Origin of the sequence: Simonsiella muelleri ATCC 29453 (genome assembly GCF_002951835.1) — a bacterium.
Classification (GTDB): Bacteria; Pseudomonadota; Gammaproteobacteria; order Burkholderiales; family Neisseriaceae; genus Simonsiella; species Simonsiella muelleri.
The window spans coordinates 581,553-598,804 of sequence record NZ_CP019448.1; the positions used below are offsets into that span (position 1 = coordinate 581,553).

The following is a 17,252-nucleotide window of genomic DNA, read 5'->3' on the forward strand; positions in this document are numbered from 1 at the left end:
TTGATTCGCGTTTTCAGGCAGCCTGAAAATTAAATATTCAATAAAATCAATTAATTTAATGGGTAATTTATATTTTTTGTGTGTGTCATTTAATTGATGAATATTGGGTTTTGCAAAGGTCTTTATTTGCATATAAAATTCTTTACTTTTACGAATGAAATGGTTAAAAGAGAACTTTTTCCTTAAACTAAATCGGAGATAACGATGAAAAAAGTTGGTTTTGTTGGTTGGCGTGGCATGGTGGGTTCTGTGTTGATGCAACGTATGCGTGAAGAAAATGATTTTGCGCATATTCCTGAAGCGTATTTTTTTACCACGTCTAATGCAGGTGGTGCGGCTCCTGATTTTGGTCAAGCCGCCAAAACTTTGCTTGATGCCAATAATCTTGATGAATTGGCCAAAATGGATATTATTGTTACCTGTCAAGGTGGCGATTATACCAAAGCCATTTTTGAACCCTTGCGAGCAAGTGGCTGGAATGGTTATTGGGTAGATGCCGCGTCCACATTACGCATGAAAGATGATGCCATCATTGTGCTTGACCCTGTGAATCGTAACGTGATTGACGCAGGTTTAAAAAATGGCGTAAAAAATTATGTGGGCGGCAATTGCACGGTGTCTTTGATGTTGATGGCGTTGGGTGGTTTGTTCCAAGATGGTTTGGTGGAATGGGCGAGCAGCATGACTTATCAGGCAGCATCGGGGGCAGGTGCAAAAAATATGCGCGAATTGATTTCAGGCATGGGCGCGGTTCACAGCCAAGTAGCGGCAGAATTAGCCGATCCAGCCAGCGCGATTTTGAATATTGATCGTAAAGTTTCGGACTTTTTGCGTTCGGATGCGTATCCCAAAGAAAATTTTGGTGTGCCACTTGCAGGCAGCCTGATTCCATGGATTGACGCAGATTTGGGTAATGGTCAATCCAAAGAAGAATGGAAAGGCGGTGTGGAAACCAATAAAATTTTGGGTAATCAACAACCTGTGATTGTGGAGGGTCTGTGTATTCGTGTGGGGGCGATGCGTTGCCACAGCCAAGCGATTACGCTGAAATTGAAACAAGATTTTCCTGTTAATGAGATTGAGCAAATCATCGCACGCGCCAATGATTGGACGAAAGTTGTACCCAATACCAAAGAAGCGTCGATTCACGAACTCACACCAGCCGCCGTAACAGGCACGTTGACGACACCCGTTGGGCGTATTCGCAAATTGGCAATGGGCGGTGAATACATTAGCGCATTTACCGTAGGCGACCAATTATTGTGGGGTGCGGCTGAACCGATTCGCCGCGTGTTACGCATTATTTTGGGTAATTTGTAATTTGAAACTTTTGCAAAACGCTGCATTTTAGAACCCGTGTTCATAAGATTGATAACTTGATTTTATTGGTAATTCTTGCAAATACAAGGCGGCTTTTTAAGCCAACGTGATAGGCGCATGAAGTGGTGATAAAAGCAAGCTATTGAGATTATGAACACAGGTTCTTAATTTAAAACAACTATATTTATGATTGATTTGCCAAATGATTGTGGGCATTAATGTCCACTGCGTCCCAAGGATAATTAATCCACCAATCTTCCACTTCAATACCTGAAAAATAATGAATATTTTCGGGGATTGTGCCACGTTTTTCTTTTAATTTGTTGTGTAGTACCGCGAAACCAATTTCACCAAAATTTTCTTTTTGTAATTCGCGCAATACAAATTCGGCGGTAACGCGACTGTCGTCTACTTCGTCCACCACCAAAATATTTTTGCCTTCAATTTGGTCTGGAATTGGGTTAAGCCATTGGGTTTTTTGGATTTCGTTTGCGGTTTTGCCACAGGATTCATTCAAATAATAAGCTGTACTCACCGTATAAATCGGAATGCCCAAAAAGCAGCGCAGCATACGTGCAGGAATAAAACCACCACCACCAATGGCAATCATGGCATCGTATTTCACACCAGAATGTTGAATTTGTTCGGCAATATGTTTCACGGTTTCGTGAATATTATCATAGGTATACCAAACTTTTTTCACAGACATTTTATTATCCTCAATTTCACATACGACAAAAGCCAGCCGATATTGCAAACGCGCAATCGCTGCTGGCTTTAACTCTTCTATTCGCTAAAAATTACTCGCCTTTGGCTTTCATCACTTTGCGACCACGGTACATACCGTTTGGAGAGATGTGGTGTGGGCGATGAACTTCGCCAGTTGCACTGTCAATAGATAATGCAGGCGCAGTTAGCGCATCGTGTGAACGGTGCATACCACGGCGTGATGGGGATTTTTTGTTTTGTTGAACAGCCATTTCAAACTCCTAAAAATAAAAGAAAATTTTAACTTTTTTTCAAACCAGCCAACACCGCAAAAGGATTGGGTTTGTCTTGATTGATTTTGTCTAAATGGTTGTTACCACATTGGTCGTGTTTAGGTGAAATGGGTAACGCCATTAGAATTTGGTCTTCCAGCAAAGTGAATACATCCAGCTCATTTTCCAGCACCATGCCTTCCAATTCTTCATCGACAATCATGGCATCATCCAAATCTTGTTCACGATGAAATAAGATAATGCGTACTTGTTCATCAAGTAAAAATTCGGTAGGTTGCATACATCGCTGACAATTTAATTTCAGGCTGCCTGAAACCGTCAAATCCAAAAACAGACGTTGCCACCTATCCATACCGCCTGTGATGGCGTAATGAATGTCGGTGGCTGTATCGGCAATGTCGGGCGACCAAGTGCGTTTGTCTAAATCTTGCAAAGAAACTGTACCTTGCAGTGTTTCTGCTTGTGTGGCAAACGCTTGTGGATCAATCAATGTTCGGTTTAACATAGGTGGCGCATGATATAATTTTCTTGTAATTCCGTCAATATTTTTTCAGGGGTTTTCAGATGAGTTTAGGGATTATTTTGGCTTCCACTTCGGTTTTCAGACAACAGCAACTTAGCACATTAGGCATCAATTTTATCGCTGCCAAACCCATATTTGATGAAACGCCACTGGCTGATGAATCGGCAGCACATACGGCGTTTCGTTTGGCGGTGGGTAAGGCACAATCATTGGCGCAGGTTTATCCGCAGCATTTGATTATTGGTGCGGACCAAGTGGCATGGTGTGGCGGCAAGCAGTTGGGCAAGCCAATGAGTGTGGCGAAAGCGCAAATCATGCTGGCAGAATTGTCGGGACAACAAATTGAATTTTATAGCGCAATTTGTTTGCTGAACACGTTTTCAGGCAGCCTGAAAACCCATGTGGATAAAACGGTGGTACAAATGCGTGAATTGTCCAGCGAACAAATTACGCGTTATTTGGCGCGTGAACCCGATGCGATTTTTTGTGCAGGTGCGGCGAAAAGTGAGGGTTTAGGTGCAGCGTTGTTGGTGCGGATAGATGGCTCTGACCCAAATGCATTGATTGGCTTGCCTATTTTTTGGCTGGTGTCGGCGTTGATGGAAAATGGTGTGGCGGTCATTTGATTTTCAGGCAGCCTGAAGATATTTTAATGAATTAATAAAATAAATAATTGGTAAAAAAATTGACGTTTACCCAAAAAAGCGTTTATATTGTACTTTCTGCGAAACCACAATTTTTCTAGGTTTTAGAATTTTGCTAAATCCTGTAATTGAGCGTGTTTTAAAAAATTGGGATTATTATTTCGCAGGAAGTACAATAAGGATATTACTATTAAAAAAATTATTGAGTACTTATTTTTATTTGGTTTATTACCACATACAGTATATGCTCAATCATTAAATTTTGGAGGAAATTGGGAATATCATATTATTGGGTGCGATTATGAATCCATGGGACAATTTTCGTTTATCCCAAAAGGTAATAAAGTGTATGGTTCTTGGAGTGAAGGAAGCCCACAAGGTCAAGGTACCAGTGGCAAATTAAAGGGGGAAATTAAAAATAATAAATTATTGATTTGGCGATGTTCCGATGACGGTAATTCTTTATATCCAGAATGTCCATCTTATGAAAAAGAGCCGACAAGATATTTTATTAAAAATCAAAATTTTTTATCTAGCTATTCAAAATATGGAGATAAATTTCAGGAAGATTTTATGAAATTCCATAAGGTCAAAAAAGGGATTGAAATACCTACCCAAAAAGAGAAATGCAGGAATTAAATAACTATTTGTTAATTTTGTGAAGTGTTTTTATTTATGTCAAAAGGTATTGCTAAATTCAGAGTTTCAATCGACTGCTCCATTACAGGATTTAGCAAAATTCTAAAACCTAGAAAAATTGTGGTTTCACAGGAAGTCTATTTTCTCAATTTCACCATCTGATTAATTGTTTCTCAGATGGTAAATTTATTTAAAAATCAAATAGTAAAATTATGTTTACCATCATCTTATATCAACCCGAAATTCCGCCCAACACGGGCAATATTATCCGCTTATGCGCCAACACCGGTTGTGATTTGCATTTGGTTAAACCGCTCGGTTTTCCGCTAGACAGCTCGAAAATGAAACGTGCAGGTTTGGATTATCATGAATTTGCCAACATTGTTGTGCATGAAAATTGGGACAATTGCATGGTTGCGCTTGCAGGTCGCCGTATTTTTGCGCTTACCACCAAAGGCAAAACGCGCCCCGATAAAGTGGCGTTTTTGCCCCATGACGTGTTTTTGTTTGGTGCAGAAACGCGCGGCTTACCTGCGGAGATTTTAGCAAGTTTGCCCGATAATCAGAAAATTCGTTTTCCAATGATGCCTGATAATCGCAGCATGAATTTGTCAAATACAGTCGCTATTACCGTATTTGAAGCGTGGCGACAACAAAATTATGCGGGTGGAATTTAATTATTATTCAATATAATTATTTGGATAAATGTTTTCAGGCAGCCTGAAAAATGAATTGGCATCAAAATTGCTTTCTGCCATATTTTCAGTTTAACTGCATTGCCTGAATATTTTGGGAGTTTACTTTGTCTAAAGCAAAAGATATATTTTTTATGGGCTTAATTGCACTGATGCTCATCGGGACGGCGGCGATTAATAGAGCCAGTGCCGCACCTGTTAAAAATGTGCAAAATTTTTCTCAATCTGGCAAAGCATCATGGTATGGGCCAGGTTTTCATGGGCGAAAAACCAGTAACGGCGAACGTTTTAATATGAACGCATTGACGGCAGCTCATCGGACTTTACCTTTGCCCAGCTATGTTCGCGTTACTAATTTATCTAATAATAAAAGCATTATTGTACGCGTGAATGACCGTGGACCGTTTCGTGGTAATCGCGTGATGGATTTGTCCAAAGGTGCGGCGAAACAACTGGGTTTTTTGGGTGCAGGTATGGCGAATATTCTCATCAGTAGCCTAGATGCGAGCAGTGATAATGTCCAATTGGCAAGTGCAGATACCATGATGCCATTGAATAAGGTAAACGTGAATTTGCCCAAAGCCAATCGCCAAATTAATTTAGCGAAAGTTTCCCGCGAAAAATTAAACAGCAAACAAGCTACAACGATAACCAAATCATTGTTTACTGCTGCTTTAACTCAAGGCGTGTTTGCCACATTTGCGCCGCGTGAAGCAACGGTTTATTTGGATTCCCAAGTATTTGGCAGCCTGAAAGAAGCAGATAAGCATTTATTAACATTAATGAATAAAATGCGTGCAGCTCATTTGAATTATCCCATCACATTGGTGGAAAATGAATCAGGTAAAGGCTATCGAGTTCGTATTGGTCCGTTTAAAGAAAACCAACTTGCCGATGAAATAAAAAAACAATTAGCAGCCATATCTGTATAAAAATAAGCAACTTGAAAATCAAAAAAATAATTTTCAAGTTGCTTATTTTAATTATTGTGCTGGATAAGTATTTTTTAAATCATCGTATCCGCCCAAGTTTTTTACATTGGTGTAACCCATTTTTGTCAGTGTTTCCAATGCGATACCAGCGCGGCGACCTGTGCGACAATACAAATGAATTTCAGCGTTTTTATCGGTAGTTAATGCACTGATTTTTTTGTCAATCTGGTCGTGAGTAATGTTGTGAGCATTGGCAAGGTGTCCCGCCTGGAATTCCTCTGGCGAACGCACATCAATCAAAATCACTTTTTTGGCAATTGTAGCGGTTTGGCTGGCTTGTGGTTGGGGTACGACCTGTGGTTCGGACGCGTTGCAAGCAGCAAGAGCAGCAGTTAAAATCAAAATGTATTTCATCATCAACTTTCTGTTTATCATTAAAAAATCGGTGGTGTCCTGAAAAAGGTGTTATAAAAATTTCAAACAAAAAGCAGCGAGAACAAGGTATATTTGAGTTGTGCATACACAAATCACCGTTTATTGTCCTCGCCGCAAAGGGTACAATATAAAGAAAAATGGCTTTGATGACAATCAAAAACAACGTTATGCTTGCGAAGATTGCACAAGAAGGCGTTTCATTGGCGACCATCATATCACTTACAAAGGCAGAAACCTTTGCAAAACTACCCGTCGTCATTACCGCGTAGGCGGTAATCCATTTTCAATCTTAAATAGATTTTCAATCAATCAAATAAAATCAATTATCTAAATTTTGCTATTAGATTCCCGCATTCGCGGGAATGACGAGATTTAGGTTAATTTTTGGGTTTTGCAAAGGTTTCAGACAGTGGTTATCAAGGTATTGTTAATTATACCCACAAGCCCAAACACCCATTAAATCCAGCAAAAATCATCAGCTAAATAAAGAAGAAAAAGCATTTAATCACCATCTTTCTAGCCAAAGAATAAAGGTCGAAAATACATTGGCTAAATTTAAGACATTAAAAGTATTATCTTGCTGTTATCGTAATCATCGCAAACGATTAAGGTTACGCTTGAACCTCATTGCTGGAATTATCAATGGGGGGCTTGGGTTTTAGTTTCGCAGGAAGTCTATTGCAAAAAATCAACCCATTTCCTCTAAAAAGCTAATTATTAATTTAGTTTTAATCGAACTATCTAGATATTTTGCCAACTCATTCACATAAGTTGGATTTATTTTATATTCATTTTCGTTCAATTTGGAGTCATTGTTCAATATAATGACTTCTAGATCCAACATTTTAGAAATAATATTTCCATGTTTAGCCTTTATTTCGGCAACTTTTTTAGGTTGGAATCTACCACCAGCATAAAAACATTTAATAAATTTTTTAAAATTATTTTCTCGAGCTCTATCTCTATCCTCATTATGAAGTTTAATATTTTCTAGTATATTTTTTGTATTTCCTAAAAAAACAACCTTATCAGAAAAATTAGAATCCTTTAGATTATGTCTGACATTTGGATCATCTAATAACTCAATTTCCCCCGATTTAAATAATGTACCTTCATTAAACTTACAACTATAAAATTCAGAATAGTTTTTTATATGAAAATCCTCAAATTTAAGATCCGAGAAATCAAACTCCAACCTAGGTTTCCCATTTGGCTTGTTGATATTACATAAGCACAAATGTTCTATGTTATTTTTGGTATTTCCAAAAATACTTACCAAAGCTTTCTGTAAATCATTTTGTGTATTAAGTCGAGAATTTTTATTCAGAATAGACAAATAAGTCAAAAATAATGATGAAATGAACGCATCAAAATGTTCCTCTTTGTTTTTAGATAAGTATTCTATATTATTAATCATATTAATACATATTTTTTCAGATTCCGAGAAAGTCCGTTTAGCTACATCTTTTGAAAATGAGTTTAAGTAACCAATTTTTTTCTCTAAAATCAAAAGAATATTTCTATCTATAATTTCTTCTTGTTCAATAGATTGTGCCATTAATATTACAGTGAAGAAATCTCTCAAAAAATCGTAGCGCAAATCAACCTTTTCATTTTTTTCAAAAATAAACGGGTGTGCCTTTAATAAGGAGAGCAGAGTATCACTAGGTTTAGCATCTGTTACTTCTTCTATGAGATTAATAAAACTTAAGTTCGTAGAGCTATCGTATTTGCACATACGACAGAGTAGTTTAATTTGATTTTCAAAAGGGATTTCAAGTTTTTTTTCCTCTCTTTTACACACAGCGTAAATGAGATAATCTGTTTGGCTTGATGTTGATAAGCATAATTTTTTCATTACAGATGTATCTTGATAAAACAAATCTTCTATATTTACCTGTTCATTATCATTAATAATTTCACTAATTGTATCTAATATAAAAGGGTTGTATACACTATCATTTGACTTGCTTATTAAACTATTAACTAAATTAAAAGCCTTATTCTGTAACTTATCATTAAATTTAAAACAGCTTTTAAAAAATTCTTTTGCTTGTTTTTCATCGAAAGGTTCAAGAAGTATATTTTTAATAGCTAATTCTTTTATTGATTCTGATTGAGCTACCGTTTCGTCCCATATGGAATCTCGGCATGTAATTACAATTTTTGTTTTAGCTGAGTTAAAACAGTAGTCTGTATAAATTTTATTGAAAAAAGAATTAATATCAAAGTTCTCCTTCATTCTAGAAATAATTTCATCTAAACCATCTAAAATAATAATAAAGCTACCATTATCAATAGATAATCTAAACAATTCTTCAGTTAATAGTCTTTATTCATGTAAATCAGCCTTATATAAGTCATAAATGCTTTTGATATTGGTAGTTTTCAGCTTGTCAATAAGGGTTGATGAGTCTAAAAATAGAACATATTTATCTTGATCTTGGGGCTGATCTTTTAAAGTGCTATTCAAAAAATATTTCGTTAATGTTGTTTTCCCAACCCCGCCCATACCAGTCAGAACAATAATAGGACTATCATCCTCCAAAAACCAATCTTTAATCACTTTAGTTGCTTTTAGAGAAGATCTATTATTTGATTTGTCAATGACATTGTTATCAATGAAGTTATTTGTATTTGGAAACTCATCACGAAACAGAAATGGCGCTAGATATTCTTTATATAGATGTCTCTTTCCAAACTCATCTATGAAATAAATATTAAATTTAGATAAGCCAGCTTTTGTGGCGAACATCTCAACATTCTTTTTTCTGTTGCTTGGTTGAGCAATATTAGTAGGTTTATCTATTAATATTGATAATTTATATTTCGTATACTCAGTAAGGTCTTCTTTAAATTTCTTTATTGTTGCTTCCATGCTGTTTTCAGATACATATAAAAAATATGTTCTACTATCATCTACTTCATTAATTAATTCATATAACTCGTAATATTTTTCAGAGTCATTACTTTTTTTGGGAAATTCTCTTGAAATTCTTAATGATTTATTACTTTCTAGGTAAGCATTAATAGTCGATTCTATAGATTTTTTTCTTGTATTTCGTAGAGTGTTTCCTATCACTAAAGGTGAAAGCTTTTTTTCTAAAGCAAGTAGCTGCTCTCGAGGCATAATGCCAACACTATCATCTTTTTTTGAAGATGAGTTGGAGTTCTTTCTGTATAAAACAGAATTAATTGGATAACTTCTTTCTTGGCTTTTTGTTTGAATATCCTTAATTAAGAAGTGTATTTCTTGTGGTTGTTCTATAGATATAAGAATTATGTTTTTATTGTCATGCTTCTCTAATCTTATAGAGTAGATAATTTTTGAAGAATTTGATATAAAATTTTTAATTTTATTTTCGATTTTTTCTTTTAAATTTCCAAATAAATTTTCAGTTGTAAATAAAAGTCATAAAATTTTTGTGTATCTTCATCAAAACCAATTACTAAAAATCGTTTATTATTAAATGAATTTGTATTGGCATTCACTAAGGCTAAAAAATCCTTAATAAATTCTCCCCAAGCTCGATTCAATTCTTCGGGAGAAGGTTTTTGGGGAGAAGGTTTTTGTTCTTCCAAGTCCCAATACCACTGACGTTTATATTCAATATATCCACATTCACCTATCTTTACGATTTGATCAATATTCATAAGTCTTTACCTTGAAAAAAGAATGATTGGACATTATACTATGTTTGGTAAAAAGAGTAACATATTGTGATAAATGATTTCAACAAGTTTACATTCTATTTTAGATTATTTGAATTTAATTAATAGCCCGAACAAGCATACAACGGCACATTCACCAGCCAATCTTGTTCCCGATAATCCACCATGGAAAATCGAATTGCTTACGCTGGCTGAAATTGTTCTACATACACTTTCAAACTTTTCGCTTTTAAATTTTCTTCTGCTTTGACTTCAATCGGAATGACAGTTTGCTTACGTTATACGACAAAATCTACCTCTGCTGTGCCTTTTTCAGTTGCCCAATAAAAACGGGATTTTCTTGAGTGACAATTAGTTGTTGCAAGACATATTGTTCGGTTAAAGATCCTTTAAATTCGGTAAAAATACGGTTACCCTCTAGAAGTACGCTGGCATCCAAGTTGCTTTGCGCAGCAAGTAGCCCCACATCTAAACCGTACAATTTAAAGGCGTTATCTCGATAAGCGGAAAGTGGCAAATGTGGTTTCTTCACACGAGGCACGCTATATACTAAGCCGCTGTCTTTTAGCCAATGCCTCTCTAAAATAAGGGACATAGGTCAATTATACAGTGAGGAATACACTTTTTCTAACAATATATATTTTGATTGGTGCATTTTTTCAAATGAAAAAATAATTTAAATGAATATTTTTAAGATTGAAAATTAAGAACCTGTATTTACAGCCAAGCACGATGTCTTTTTGCACCACTTATCACGCCTGTTGCGTTGAATTTCACGTCAATAGGAACGCTATTAGCATGAAATTTACCTTAACATTCGCACTAATTGGGACAAAAATCCATTTCATGTTGGCGATGAAGAACACAGGTTCTTAATTTTAGACGACTACCAGATTGATGTAGGCGACATCGAGTTTCATTAATAAATAAAAAAACAAAACCCTTTGCACAAAACAAAGGGCTTTAAAATAATCTGGCAGAGAGGAAGGGATTCGAACCCTCGATACGCTATGAACGTATACACGCTTTCCAGGCGTGCGACTTAAACCACTCATCCACCTCTCTAAGCAGCGCGAATTATAAGCGGATTTCAGTAATCAGACAAGTTTTGTTTCAGGCAGCCTGAAACGGTTTTGTATTATAATCAATCTTTTCGCAACAGGATTCATAACCATGAATTTGTATCAACGCTCATTCTTGAAATTACTGGATTTTACTTCGACCGAAGTCATTGCCTTGCTGGATTTAGCCGCCCAACTCAAATCAGATAAAAAAAATCATACTGAAACTCAATATCTTATCGGTAAACAAATCGCGCTGATTTTTGAAAAAACCAGCACGCGTACTCGTTGCGCATTTGAAGTCGCTGCTCGCGACCAAGGCGCATTTACCACCTACTTAGAACCTTCAGGCAGCCAAATTGGAAACAAAGAAAGTACCCAAGATACTGCTCGCGTGTTAGGCAGAATGTTTGATGCCATTGAATATCGTGGCTTTTCACAAAATATCGTGGAAGAATTGGCACAATTTGCTGGCGTGCCCGTGTACAATGGCTTAACCGATGAATTTCACCCTACGCAAATGTTAGCGGATTTGTTAACCATGCGTGAGCATTGTCGCAAACCTTTAAATCAAATCAGTTATGCTTATTTAGGTGATGCACGATTTAATATGGGCAATTCTTTGTTGATTGCAGGCGCGTTGATGGGCATGGATGTGCGAATTGCCGCGCCCGAATCCTTGCAGCCTGAAGCAGATTTAGTCGCCAAAGCCAAACAAATTGCCCAAGAAACAGGCGCACAAATTACCATCACCGATAATCCAACAGAAGCCATTAAAGGTGTGGATTTTGTCCATACCGACATTTGGGTTAGCATGGGTGAACCTGAACAAGCATGGCGTGAACGCATTGATTTACTGAAACCTTTTCAAGTAAATGCCGATTTGATGATGGCAACAGGCAACGCAAATACCAAATTCATGCACTGTTTGCCGTCTTTCCACAACCGCGATACAAAAGTAGGTGAATGGATTTTCCAAACATTTGGTATGAATGGCGTAGAGGTAACCGAAGACGTGTTTGAAAGCGATGCCAGCGTGGTGTTTGACCAAGCAGAAAACCGTATGCACACCATCAAAGCCGTGATGGTGGCAACGCTGGCTAATATGGAAATTTAGAACTTGTGTTCGTAAGATTGATAACTTGATTTTATTGATAATTTTGAAGTGGAGATAAAAGCAAGCTATTAAGATTATGAACGCAGGTTCTTAATTATTTGGAAATAATGCAAGATAATCAAAACGATAATATATAGTTGTTTAAAATAAAAATAGGATACTACCGTGTACATCTGATAAATTAAGTGAGCAGAAAACGCAGCAGTATTTTTAATTTTAAACAACTATAAATGAAAATTTTTATATTGAACAACAGATAACTTTCATTCAACAATTGAAATTTTTACGTTACAATTCTCGATTTTCTACCACCTTCACGAAGGATAAAATCCATGTATTCAAAAAGCGTAACCATTGAAAAATACGACCCAGAATTAGCCGCCGCCATCGCCGCCGAAGTAGAACGCCAACAAGACCACATTGAATTAATTGCATCTGAAAACTACGTTAGCTGCGCCGTTATGGAAGCGCAAGGCTCACAATTAACCAATAAATATGCCGAAGGCTACCCAAATAAACGTTATTATGGTGGTTGTGAACACGTTGATGTAGCAGAACAATTGGCGATTGACCGCGCCAAAAAATTATTTGGCGCAGAATATGTAAACGTGCAACCACATTCAGGCAGCCAAGCCAACCAAGCCGTTTACGCCAGCGTCTTGAAACCTGGCGACACCATTTTGGGCATGAGTTTGGCGCACGGCGGACACTTGACACACGGTGCAAGCGTTAATATTTCAGGTAAATTATACAATGCCATCACATACGGCTTGGACGAAAATGAAGTGTTGGATTATGCAGAAGTAGAACGCTTGGCATTGAAACACAAACCCAAAATGATTGTTGCAGGCGCATCGGCTTACGCTTTGGAAATTGATTGGGCGCGTTTCCGCGAAATCGCAGACAAAGTCGGTGCATATTTGTTTGTGGATATGGCGCATTATGCGGGCTTGGTCGCAGGTGGCGAATATCCTAATCCTGTTCCATTTGCGGATTTTGTTACAACCACAACACACAAAACCTTGCGTGGCCCACGCGGTGGCGTGATTTTGTGTCGCGACAACACGCACGAGAAAGCATTGAATTCAGCCATTTTCCCAAGTTTACAAGGTGGCCCATTGATGCACGTGATTGCAGCTAAAGCCGTTGCTTTCAAAGAAGCATTAGAACCTGAATTCAAACAATATGCCAAACAAGTCAAAATCAACGCCGCAGCAATGGCCGAAGAATTAGTCAAACGCGGTTTGCGCATTATTTCTGGTCGTACTGAAAGCCACGTTTTCTTGGTGGATTTACGCGCGAAAAACATCACAGGTAAAGCGGCTGAAGAAGCTTTAGGCAAAGCCCACATTACCATCAATAAAAACGCTATTCCCAATGATCCAGAAAAACCATTTGTAACCAGTGGTATTCGTGTAGGCGCGGCAGCAATTACAACTCGCGGTTTCTCTGAACAAGATGCACGTGAATTGGCAAATTTGGTGGCGGACGTTTTGGATAATCCAAACGATGAAGCAAACTTAGCACAAGTGGCAACCAAAGCCAAAGCTTTATGCGACAAAAATCCTGTTTATGGCGCGTAATTTAATTTGATTGAAATTTTTCAGGCAGCCTGAATGCTATTTTCAGGCTGCCTTTAAGAACCTGTATTCATAGCCAAGCGCACCAATTGGGACAAAAATCCATTTCACGTTGGCTATGAATACAGGTTCTAAATTTAAATTCACGAATATTCACACAAAACAGAATCAACACTGTACTAATTCAAAAAGGAACGACTATAATAACGCCTAACAAGCGTTATTCCACAAAATTCATTCAAACTGGAACAAACATGATTGACAACACTCACAAAAATAGCGAAATCAATCGCAACCCAGCAGAAAATCATTTGTCAAACGAAACATCTTCTGACATGGATTTCTCACAGATGGAAGAAATTGAGGCATCTGAATTATTCGCAGAACCTATTGAATCAGAAAATAATGTGCAAACGTCTTCCAGTGGCGACACCACATCTTCCACCAAAGCACTCGATGAGATTGAAACCGAATTGTCTGCATTGCGCCATGCGGTGCAACATTTGAGCGAATCCGATGGCGTACAGAAGGGTTCGCTTGATGAAATTGAAGCAGAATTATTAGCACTTCGTCAAGCTGTTGAATCAATTGATAATTCTACACCTGAACAAAAAATAGAAGCCAAATACGAACACACGCAGCCTGAAACCCCATCAGAGCCCGAAATGATTGAACCTACTGTGGAAGTTTCACCTGAACCACAGGAGTTGGATTCTTATGCAGCTTTAGCAGCTGAGTTATTTGAACAATCCGATTCTAAAGATTATGGCGTGAATAGCCAAAATTTCAATCCAGAACAATATGATACCGCCAGTGAAACCGATGCCATTTCGCCCATGCAAATTGATGAAGAAGAATTGGAAATCATTGATGCTGCTGATTTAGAAGCATTACTTGGCTTGCATGATGCTGAATCACATAACTTAAATTATGAAAACAGTTTTTTGGCAGACGCAGCGCGTGTAGAAGCCGAAGATTCATTCTTCACAGAAGATACCGATGATTCATTCCAACTTGATGAAATTCAAGATGAAATCACAATCAGGCAGCCTGAAAACTTGCACAGCACCGAAACCGAATTCACACTTGATGATGAACCGTATGTACCTGAAGATACTGACCATTTCAGCTTAGATGATTTAGACGATTTGGACGAAAATTCAAATATTACCGAAAAAACATCAGATAAAATTGAAGACAATTCGTCTGCTAAACCGAAAACTGAATCTGTTGGTTTGGATTTACAAGATGATGGCGACGACCCACTGGCTTGGCTCAACAAAATCAAAAATGAAATGTCTAATAAATTTGACATTGATATTGGTGTGCCTGCCAAATCACCCAAACAAGAAGAAAATTTAAGTAAAATCAACGAAGTGGAAGAATTAACTGAAGAAGTTTCTTTTGATGATGTCCATGACTTGATTGAAACGCCTCCTGCCATTACCCAAGATGCCGAATTATTTAACTTGGATAATCTTGATGACGTTCAGACTGAATTTACGAACATCAATCACACCGTCCAAGCTGCTGCCGAACTCGTTGAAGATGTTGATTTATATGATATTTTAATTGATGACAGCACCGAAAATGCACCAGTTAATTTAACAGCAGAACCCATTAATGATACCGAATTGGAAGTGTTTGATGAATCTTCATTAACCACATCACCCAATGCAGATGTACTATTGGATTTATCAGGAGAATCAGATTTATTTGAAGATGAATCTACAGCCTCACTTTCACAAACTGAACAAATTGAAGCGATTGATTCTGAAAATAATTTGTCATTCAATGAATCCAATTTCGCAGAAAACTCGCTGCCTGAAGAAACTGACAGCATGGTCGCTGCACGTCCTGAAACAAACGACGAAAATATTGAAGAAAATATTTTTGAACAAGAAATTGACTTTGCCGAAGAAATTATTGATTTACCAGAAGAATCATTGGAGGAAGTCTCTATTTCTGTCTCTGATATGGAAGAGCTGGATTTGATTTCCGAACAAATTACCCAAATGGAAGAACTGGATTTGTCTGATTCACTGACCATTGATGAAGCTGTTGAATTGTCCGAATCAATTGATTTGAATAACCATTCTTGGGCGCAAGATATGGTAAACGCCATCAAAGACAAAGCCGAAGAGTTGGAAATGCGTGCCGAAATTGTGGCGCATGATGTGGTTGATGCCGTCAAACAATCTGGCGAATGGGCAGAAAATATGGGAGATGCCATCAGCGATAAAATGGAAGAACTGGAAATGCGCGCCGAAATCGTAGCACATGATGTGATGGATTCAGTCAGACTGATTGAACCGACTGATTCATTGACGCTGGCAGAGGAAATCAGTGCAGATGAATTAGATGCCTTGTTGGCTGGCGAAGATTTAGATATGCAGCCTGAATCCGTATCCGAAGATATTGACGATTTAATCGACGAACAATTAACCCATTTTAAACCAGCCAAACTTCAGACAACTTTAGATAATAATCAGTTAAAAGTTGAAGTAAATACATCATCACGCAAAATGCAGCCTGAAAGTGGATTCAATTTAACCAATAATGTGGTTAATGGCGAGTTGGTGGAAACCGCTACCGTTGCCACAGTCGCTGCCATGCCCCCCGAACAAATTGAATCGGATAAACTGGGTTGGACTGCACGACTCAAACAAGGTTTGACCAAATCACGCAACCAAATGGCAAAATCATTGGCGGGCGTGTTTGGCGGTGGCAAAATTGACGAGGATTTGTATGAGGAATTGGAAACCACTTTATTAATCAGTGACATGGGCATTGAAGCTACCGAACAATTGATGAATGAAGTGCGTAAACGCGTTTCACTCAAAGGCTTGAAAGATGGTAATGAATTACGTACCACGCTAAAAGATGCCCTCTATGAATTACTCAAACCCCTTGAAAAACCATTGGAAATCCCAAATAATGGACAACCTTTTGTCATCATGATGGCAGGCATCAATGGTGCAGGCAAAACCACGTCTATCGGCAAATTGGCAAAATATTTCCAAGCGCAAGGCAAATCTGTGATGTTGGCAGCTGGCGATACATTCCGTGCGGCTGCGCGTGAACAGCTACAAGAATGGGGTGCACGCAATGGCGTTACCGTGATTTCACAAGCATCAGGCGACAGTGCAGCAGTGTGTTTTGATGCAGTGGAATCGGCAAAAGCAAAAAAAATTGACGTAGTATTGGCAGACACCGCCGGTCGTTTACCAACCCAATTGCATTTGATGGAAGAAATCAAAAAAGTCAAACGTGTATTACAAAAATCCATGCCCGATGCACCACACGAAGTGATGGTGGTCTTGGACGCAAATATCGGACAAAATGCCATTAATCAAGTAGTTGCATTTGATGACGCTTTGGGTGTTACGGGTTTAATCGTAACCAAATTAGACGGCACAGCAAAAGGCGGAGTTTTGGCAGCGTTGGCAAGCAACCGCCCTATTCCCGTGCGCTACATTGGTGTGGGCGAAGGCATTGACGATTTGCGTCCATTTGATGCGCGGGCGTTTGTTGATGCGTTATTAGACGAGTAATCAGCATTCAGGCAGCCTGAAAAACAATTTCATCACATTAATTAGCCGTATGTGTAGTCCTTTCAGGCTGCCTATTTTT

The 17,252-nt window shown here is 37.9% G+C and carries 16 protein-coding genes, 1 tRNA gene and 2 pseudogenes; 10 read left to right on the forward strand and 9 right to left on the reverse strand.

Annotated elements, in window-relative coordinates; all coding sequences use genetic code 11:
- Positions 1–204 precede the first annotated feature (204 nt).
- Positions 205–1,320 (forward strand): aspartate-semialdehyde dehydrogenase, encoded by a 1,116-nt coding sequence (asd, locus tag BWP33_RS02880; protein ID WP_002642845.1) that lies wholly within the window; start codon positions 205–207, stop codon positions 1,318–1,320.
- A gap of 184 nt (positions 1,321–1,504) precedes the next feature.
- Here asd and BWP33_RS02885 read toward each other — a convergent pair whose 3' ends face one another.
- The 3 genes from BWP33_RS02885 to BWP33_RS02895 form a co-directional block, all read right to left on the reverse strand.
- Entirely contained in the window at positions 1,505–2,029 is a 525-nt protein-coding gene (locus BWP33_RS02885) for a phosphoribosyltransferase (protein WP_002642844.1), read from the reverse strand.
- 91 nt (positions 2,030–2,120) lie between these two features.
- Positions 2,121–2,300, reverse strand: a complete 180-nt coding sequence (rpmF, locus tag BWP33_RS02890) for a 50S ribosomal protein L32 (RefSeq protein ID WP_002642843.1) — start codon at positions 2,298–2,300, stop codon at positions 2,121–2,123.
- 28 nt (positions 2,301–2,328) lie between these two features.
- Positions 2,329–2,826, reverse strand: a complete 498-nt coding sequence (locus BWP33_RS02895; RefSeq protein ID WP_002642842.1) for a YceD family protein — start codon at positions 2,824–2,826, stop codon at positions 2,329–2,331.
- Positions 2,827–2,885: 59 nt separating this feature from the next.
- Between BWP33_RS02895 and BWP33_RS02900 the strand changes: the two genes are divergently transcribed.
- The 4 genes from BWP33_RS02900 (at position 2,886) to BWP33_RS13255 (ending at position 5,754) form a co-directional block, all read left to right on the forward strand.
- Entirely contained in the window at positions 2,886–3,470 is a 585-nt protein-coding gene (locus tag BWP33_RS02900) for a Maf family protein (protein WP_002642841.1), read from the forward strand.
- Positions 3,471–3,635: 165 nt separating this feature from the next.
- Complete coding sequence (locus tag BWP33_RS02905) at positions 3,636–4,127, forward strand: hypothetical protein (protein ID WP_155999644.1); 492 nt, start codon at positions 3,636–3,638, stop codon at positions 4,125–4,127.
- A gap of 212 nt (positions 4,128–4,339) precedes the next feature.
- Complete coding sequence (gene trmL, locus BWP33_RS02910; RefSeq protein ID WP_002642839.1) at positions 4,340–4,804, forward strand: tRNA (uridine(34)/cytosine(34)/5-carboxymethylaminomethyluridine(34)-2'-O)-methyltransferase TrmL; 465 nt, start codon at positions 4,340–4,342, stop codon at positions 4,802–4,804.
- 152 nt (positions 4,805–4,956) lie between these two features.
- A complete protein-coding gene (locus tag BWP33_RS13255) occupies positions 4,957–5,754 on the forward strand; it encodes a septal ring lytic transglycosylase RlpA family protein (RefSeq protein WP_081579004.1) in 798 nt (265 codons plus the stop codon).
- Between the two features lie 51 nt (positions 5,755–5,805).
- Here the strand turns inward: BWP33_RS13255 and BWP33_RS02920 are convergent, their stop codons facing one another.
- On the reverse strand, positions 5,806–6,168 hold the full coding sequence (locus BWP33_RS02920) for a rhodanese-like domain-containing protein (protein WP_002642837.1): 363 nt from the start codon (positions 6,166–6,168) through the stop codon (positions 5,806–5,808).
- Between the two features lie 100 nt (positions 6,169–6,268).
- Here BWP33_RS02920 and BWP33_RS13260 point away from each other — a divergent pair, with 100 nt between their 5' ends.
- Positions 6,269–6,520: an IS1/IS1595 family N-terminal zinc-binding domain-containing protein gene (locus BWP33_RS13260; RefSeq protein ID WP_425319627.1), complete on the forward strand. Its 252-nt coding sequence runs from the start codon at positions 6,269–6,271 to the stop codon at positions 6,518–6,520.
- Between the two features lie 68 nt (positions 6,521–6,588).
- Positions 6,589–6,851 (forward strand): annotated as a pseudogene (locus BWP33_RS02925) (transposase family protein); the annotation flags it as partial.
- A gap of 26 nt (positions 6,852–6,877) precedes the next feature.
- Here BWP33_RS02925 and BWP33_RS02930 read toward each other — a convergent pair.
- The 5 genes and pseudogenes from BWP33_RS02930 to BWP33_RS02950 all read right to left on the reverse strand — a co-directional run bounded on the left by BWP33_RS02930 (position 6,878) and on the right by BWP33_RS02950 (position 10,926).
- Positions 6,878–8,503: an NACHT domain-containing protein gene (locus tag BWP33_RS02930; RefSeq protein ID WP_002642836.1), complete on the reverse strand. Its 1,626-nt coding sequence runs from the start codon at positions 8,501–8,503 to the stop codon at positions 6,878–6,880.
- 18 nt (positions 8,504–8,521) lie between these two features.
- Entirely contained in the window at positions 8,522–9,319 is a 798-nt protein-coding gene (locus BWP33_RS02935) for an NB-ARC domain-containing protein (RefSeq protein ID WP_002642835.1), read from the reverse strand.
- 245 nt (positions 9,320–9,564) lie between these two features.
- A complete protein-coding gene (locus BWP33_RS02940; protein WP_002642834.1) occupies positions 9,565–9,843 on the reverse strand; it encodes a hypothetical protein in 279 nt (92 codons plus the stop codon).
- Positions 9,844–9,962: 119 nt separating this feature from the next.
- Positions 9,963–10,432, reverse strand: a pseudogene (locus BWP33_RS02945) (DUF4143 domain-containing protein); the annotation flags it as partial.
- 403 nt (positions 10,433–10,835) lie between these two features.
- A tRNA-Ser gene (locus BWP33_RS02950) sits at positions 10,836–10,926 on the reverse strand.
- 108 nt (positions 10,927–11,034) lie between these two features.
- Between BWP33_RS02950 and argF the strand changes: the two genes are divergently transcribed.
- The 3 genes from argF (at position 11,035) to ftsY (ending at position 17,173) form a co-directional block, all read left to right on the forward strand.
- Positions 11,035–12,039: an ornithine carbamoyltransferase gene (argF, locus tag BWP33_RS02955; RefSeq protein WP_002642832.1), complete on the forward strand. Its 1,005-nt coding sequence runs from the start codon at positions 11,035–11,037 to the stop codon at positions 12,037–12,039.
- A gap of 332 nt (positions 12,040–12,371) precedes the next feature.
- Positions 12,372–13,622: a serine hydroxymethyltransferase gene (gene glyA / locus BWP33_RS02960; RefSeq protein ID WP_002642831.1), complete on the forward strand. Its 1,251-nt coding sequence runs from the start codon at positions 12,372–12,374 to the stop codon at positions 13,620–13,622.
- Between the two features lie 251 nt (positions 13,623–13,873).
- Positions 13,874–17,173, forward strand: coding sequence for a signal recognition particle-docking protein FtsY (ftsY, locus tag BWP33_RS13265; RefSeq protein WP_002642830.1), 3,300 nt, complete (start codon positions 13,874–13,876; stop codon positions 17,171–17,173).
- The last annotated feature ends 79 nt before the right edge of the window (positions 17,174–17,252 follow it).

What these genes read in the sequence shown, in the direction of transcription:
- BWP33_RS13255 (WP_081579004.1), top strand. Translation starts at nt 4,957, where the DNA reads ATGGGCTTAATTGCACTGATGCTCATCGGGACGGCGGCGATTAATAGA.
- BWP33_RS02940 (WP_002642834.1), bottom strand. Translation starts at nt 9,843, where the DNA reads ATGAATATTGATCAAATCGTAAAGATAGGTGAATGTGGATATATTGAA.
- BWP33_RS02895 (WP_002642842.1), bottom strand. Translation starts at nt 2,826, where the DNA reads ATGTTAAACCGAACATTGATTGATCCACAAGCGTTTGCCACACAAGCA.
- BWP33_RS02920 (WP_002642837.1), bottom strand. Translation starts at nt 6,168, where the DNA reads ATGAAATACATTTTGATTTTAACTGCTGCTCTTGCTGCTTGCAACGCG.
- trmL (WP_002642839.1), top strand. Translation starts at nt 4,340, where the DNA reads ATGTTTACCATCATCTTATATCAACCCGAAATTCCGCCCAACACGGGC.
- BWP33_RS02935 (WP_002642835.1), bottom strand. Translation starts at nt 9,319, where the DNA reads ATGCCTCGAGAGCAGCTACTTGCTTTAGAAAAAAAGCTTTCACCTTTA.
- BWP33_RS02885 (WP_002642844.1), bottom strand. Translation starts at nt 2,029, where the DNA reads ATGTCTGTGAAAAAAGTTTGGTATACCTATGATAATATTCACGAAACC.
- argF (WP_002642832.1), top strand. Translation starts at nt 11,035, where the DNA reads ATGAATTTGTATCAACGCTCATTCTTGAAATTACTGGATTTTACTTCG.
- asd (WP_002642845.1), top strand. Translation starts at nt 205, where the DNA reads ATGAAAAAAGTTGGTTTTGTTGGTTGGCGTGGCATGGTGGGTTCTGTG.
- glyA (WP_002642831.1), top strand. Translation starts at nt 12,372, where the DNA reads ATGTATTCAAAAAGCGTAACCATTGAAAAATACGACCCAGAATTAGCC.
- BWP33_RS02900 (WP_002642841.1), top strand. Translation starts at nt 2,886, where the DNA reads ATGAGTTTAGGGATTATTTTGGCTTCCACTTCGGTTTTCAGACAACAG.
- rpmF (WP_002642843.1), bottom strand. Translation starts at nt 2,300, where the DNA reads ATGGCTGTTCAACAAAACAAAAAATCCCCATCACGCCGTGGTATGCAC.
- ftsY (WP_002642830.1), top strand. Translation starts at nt 13,874, where the DNA reads ATGATTGACAACACTCACAAAAATAGCGAAATCAATCGCAACCCAGCA.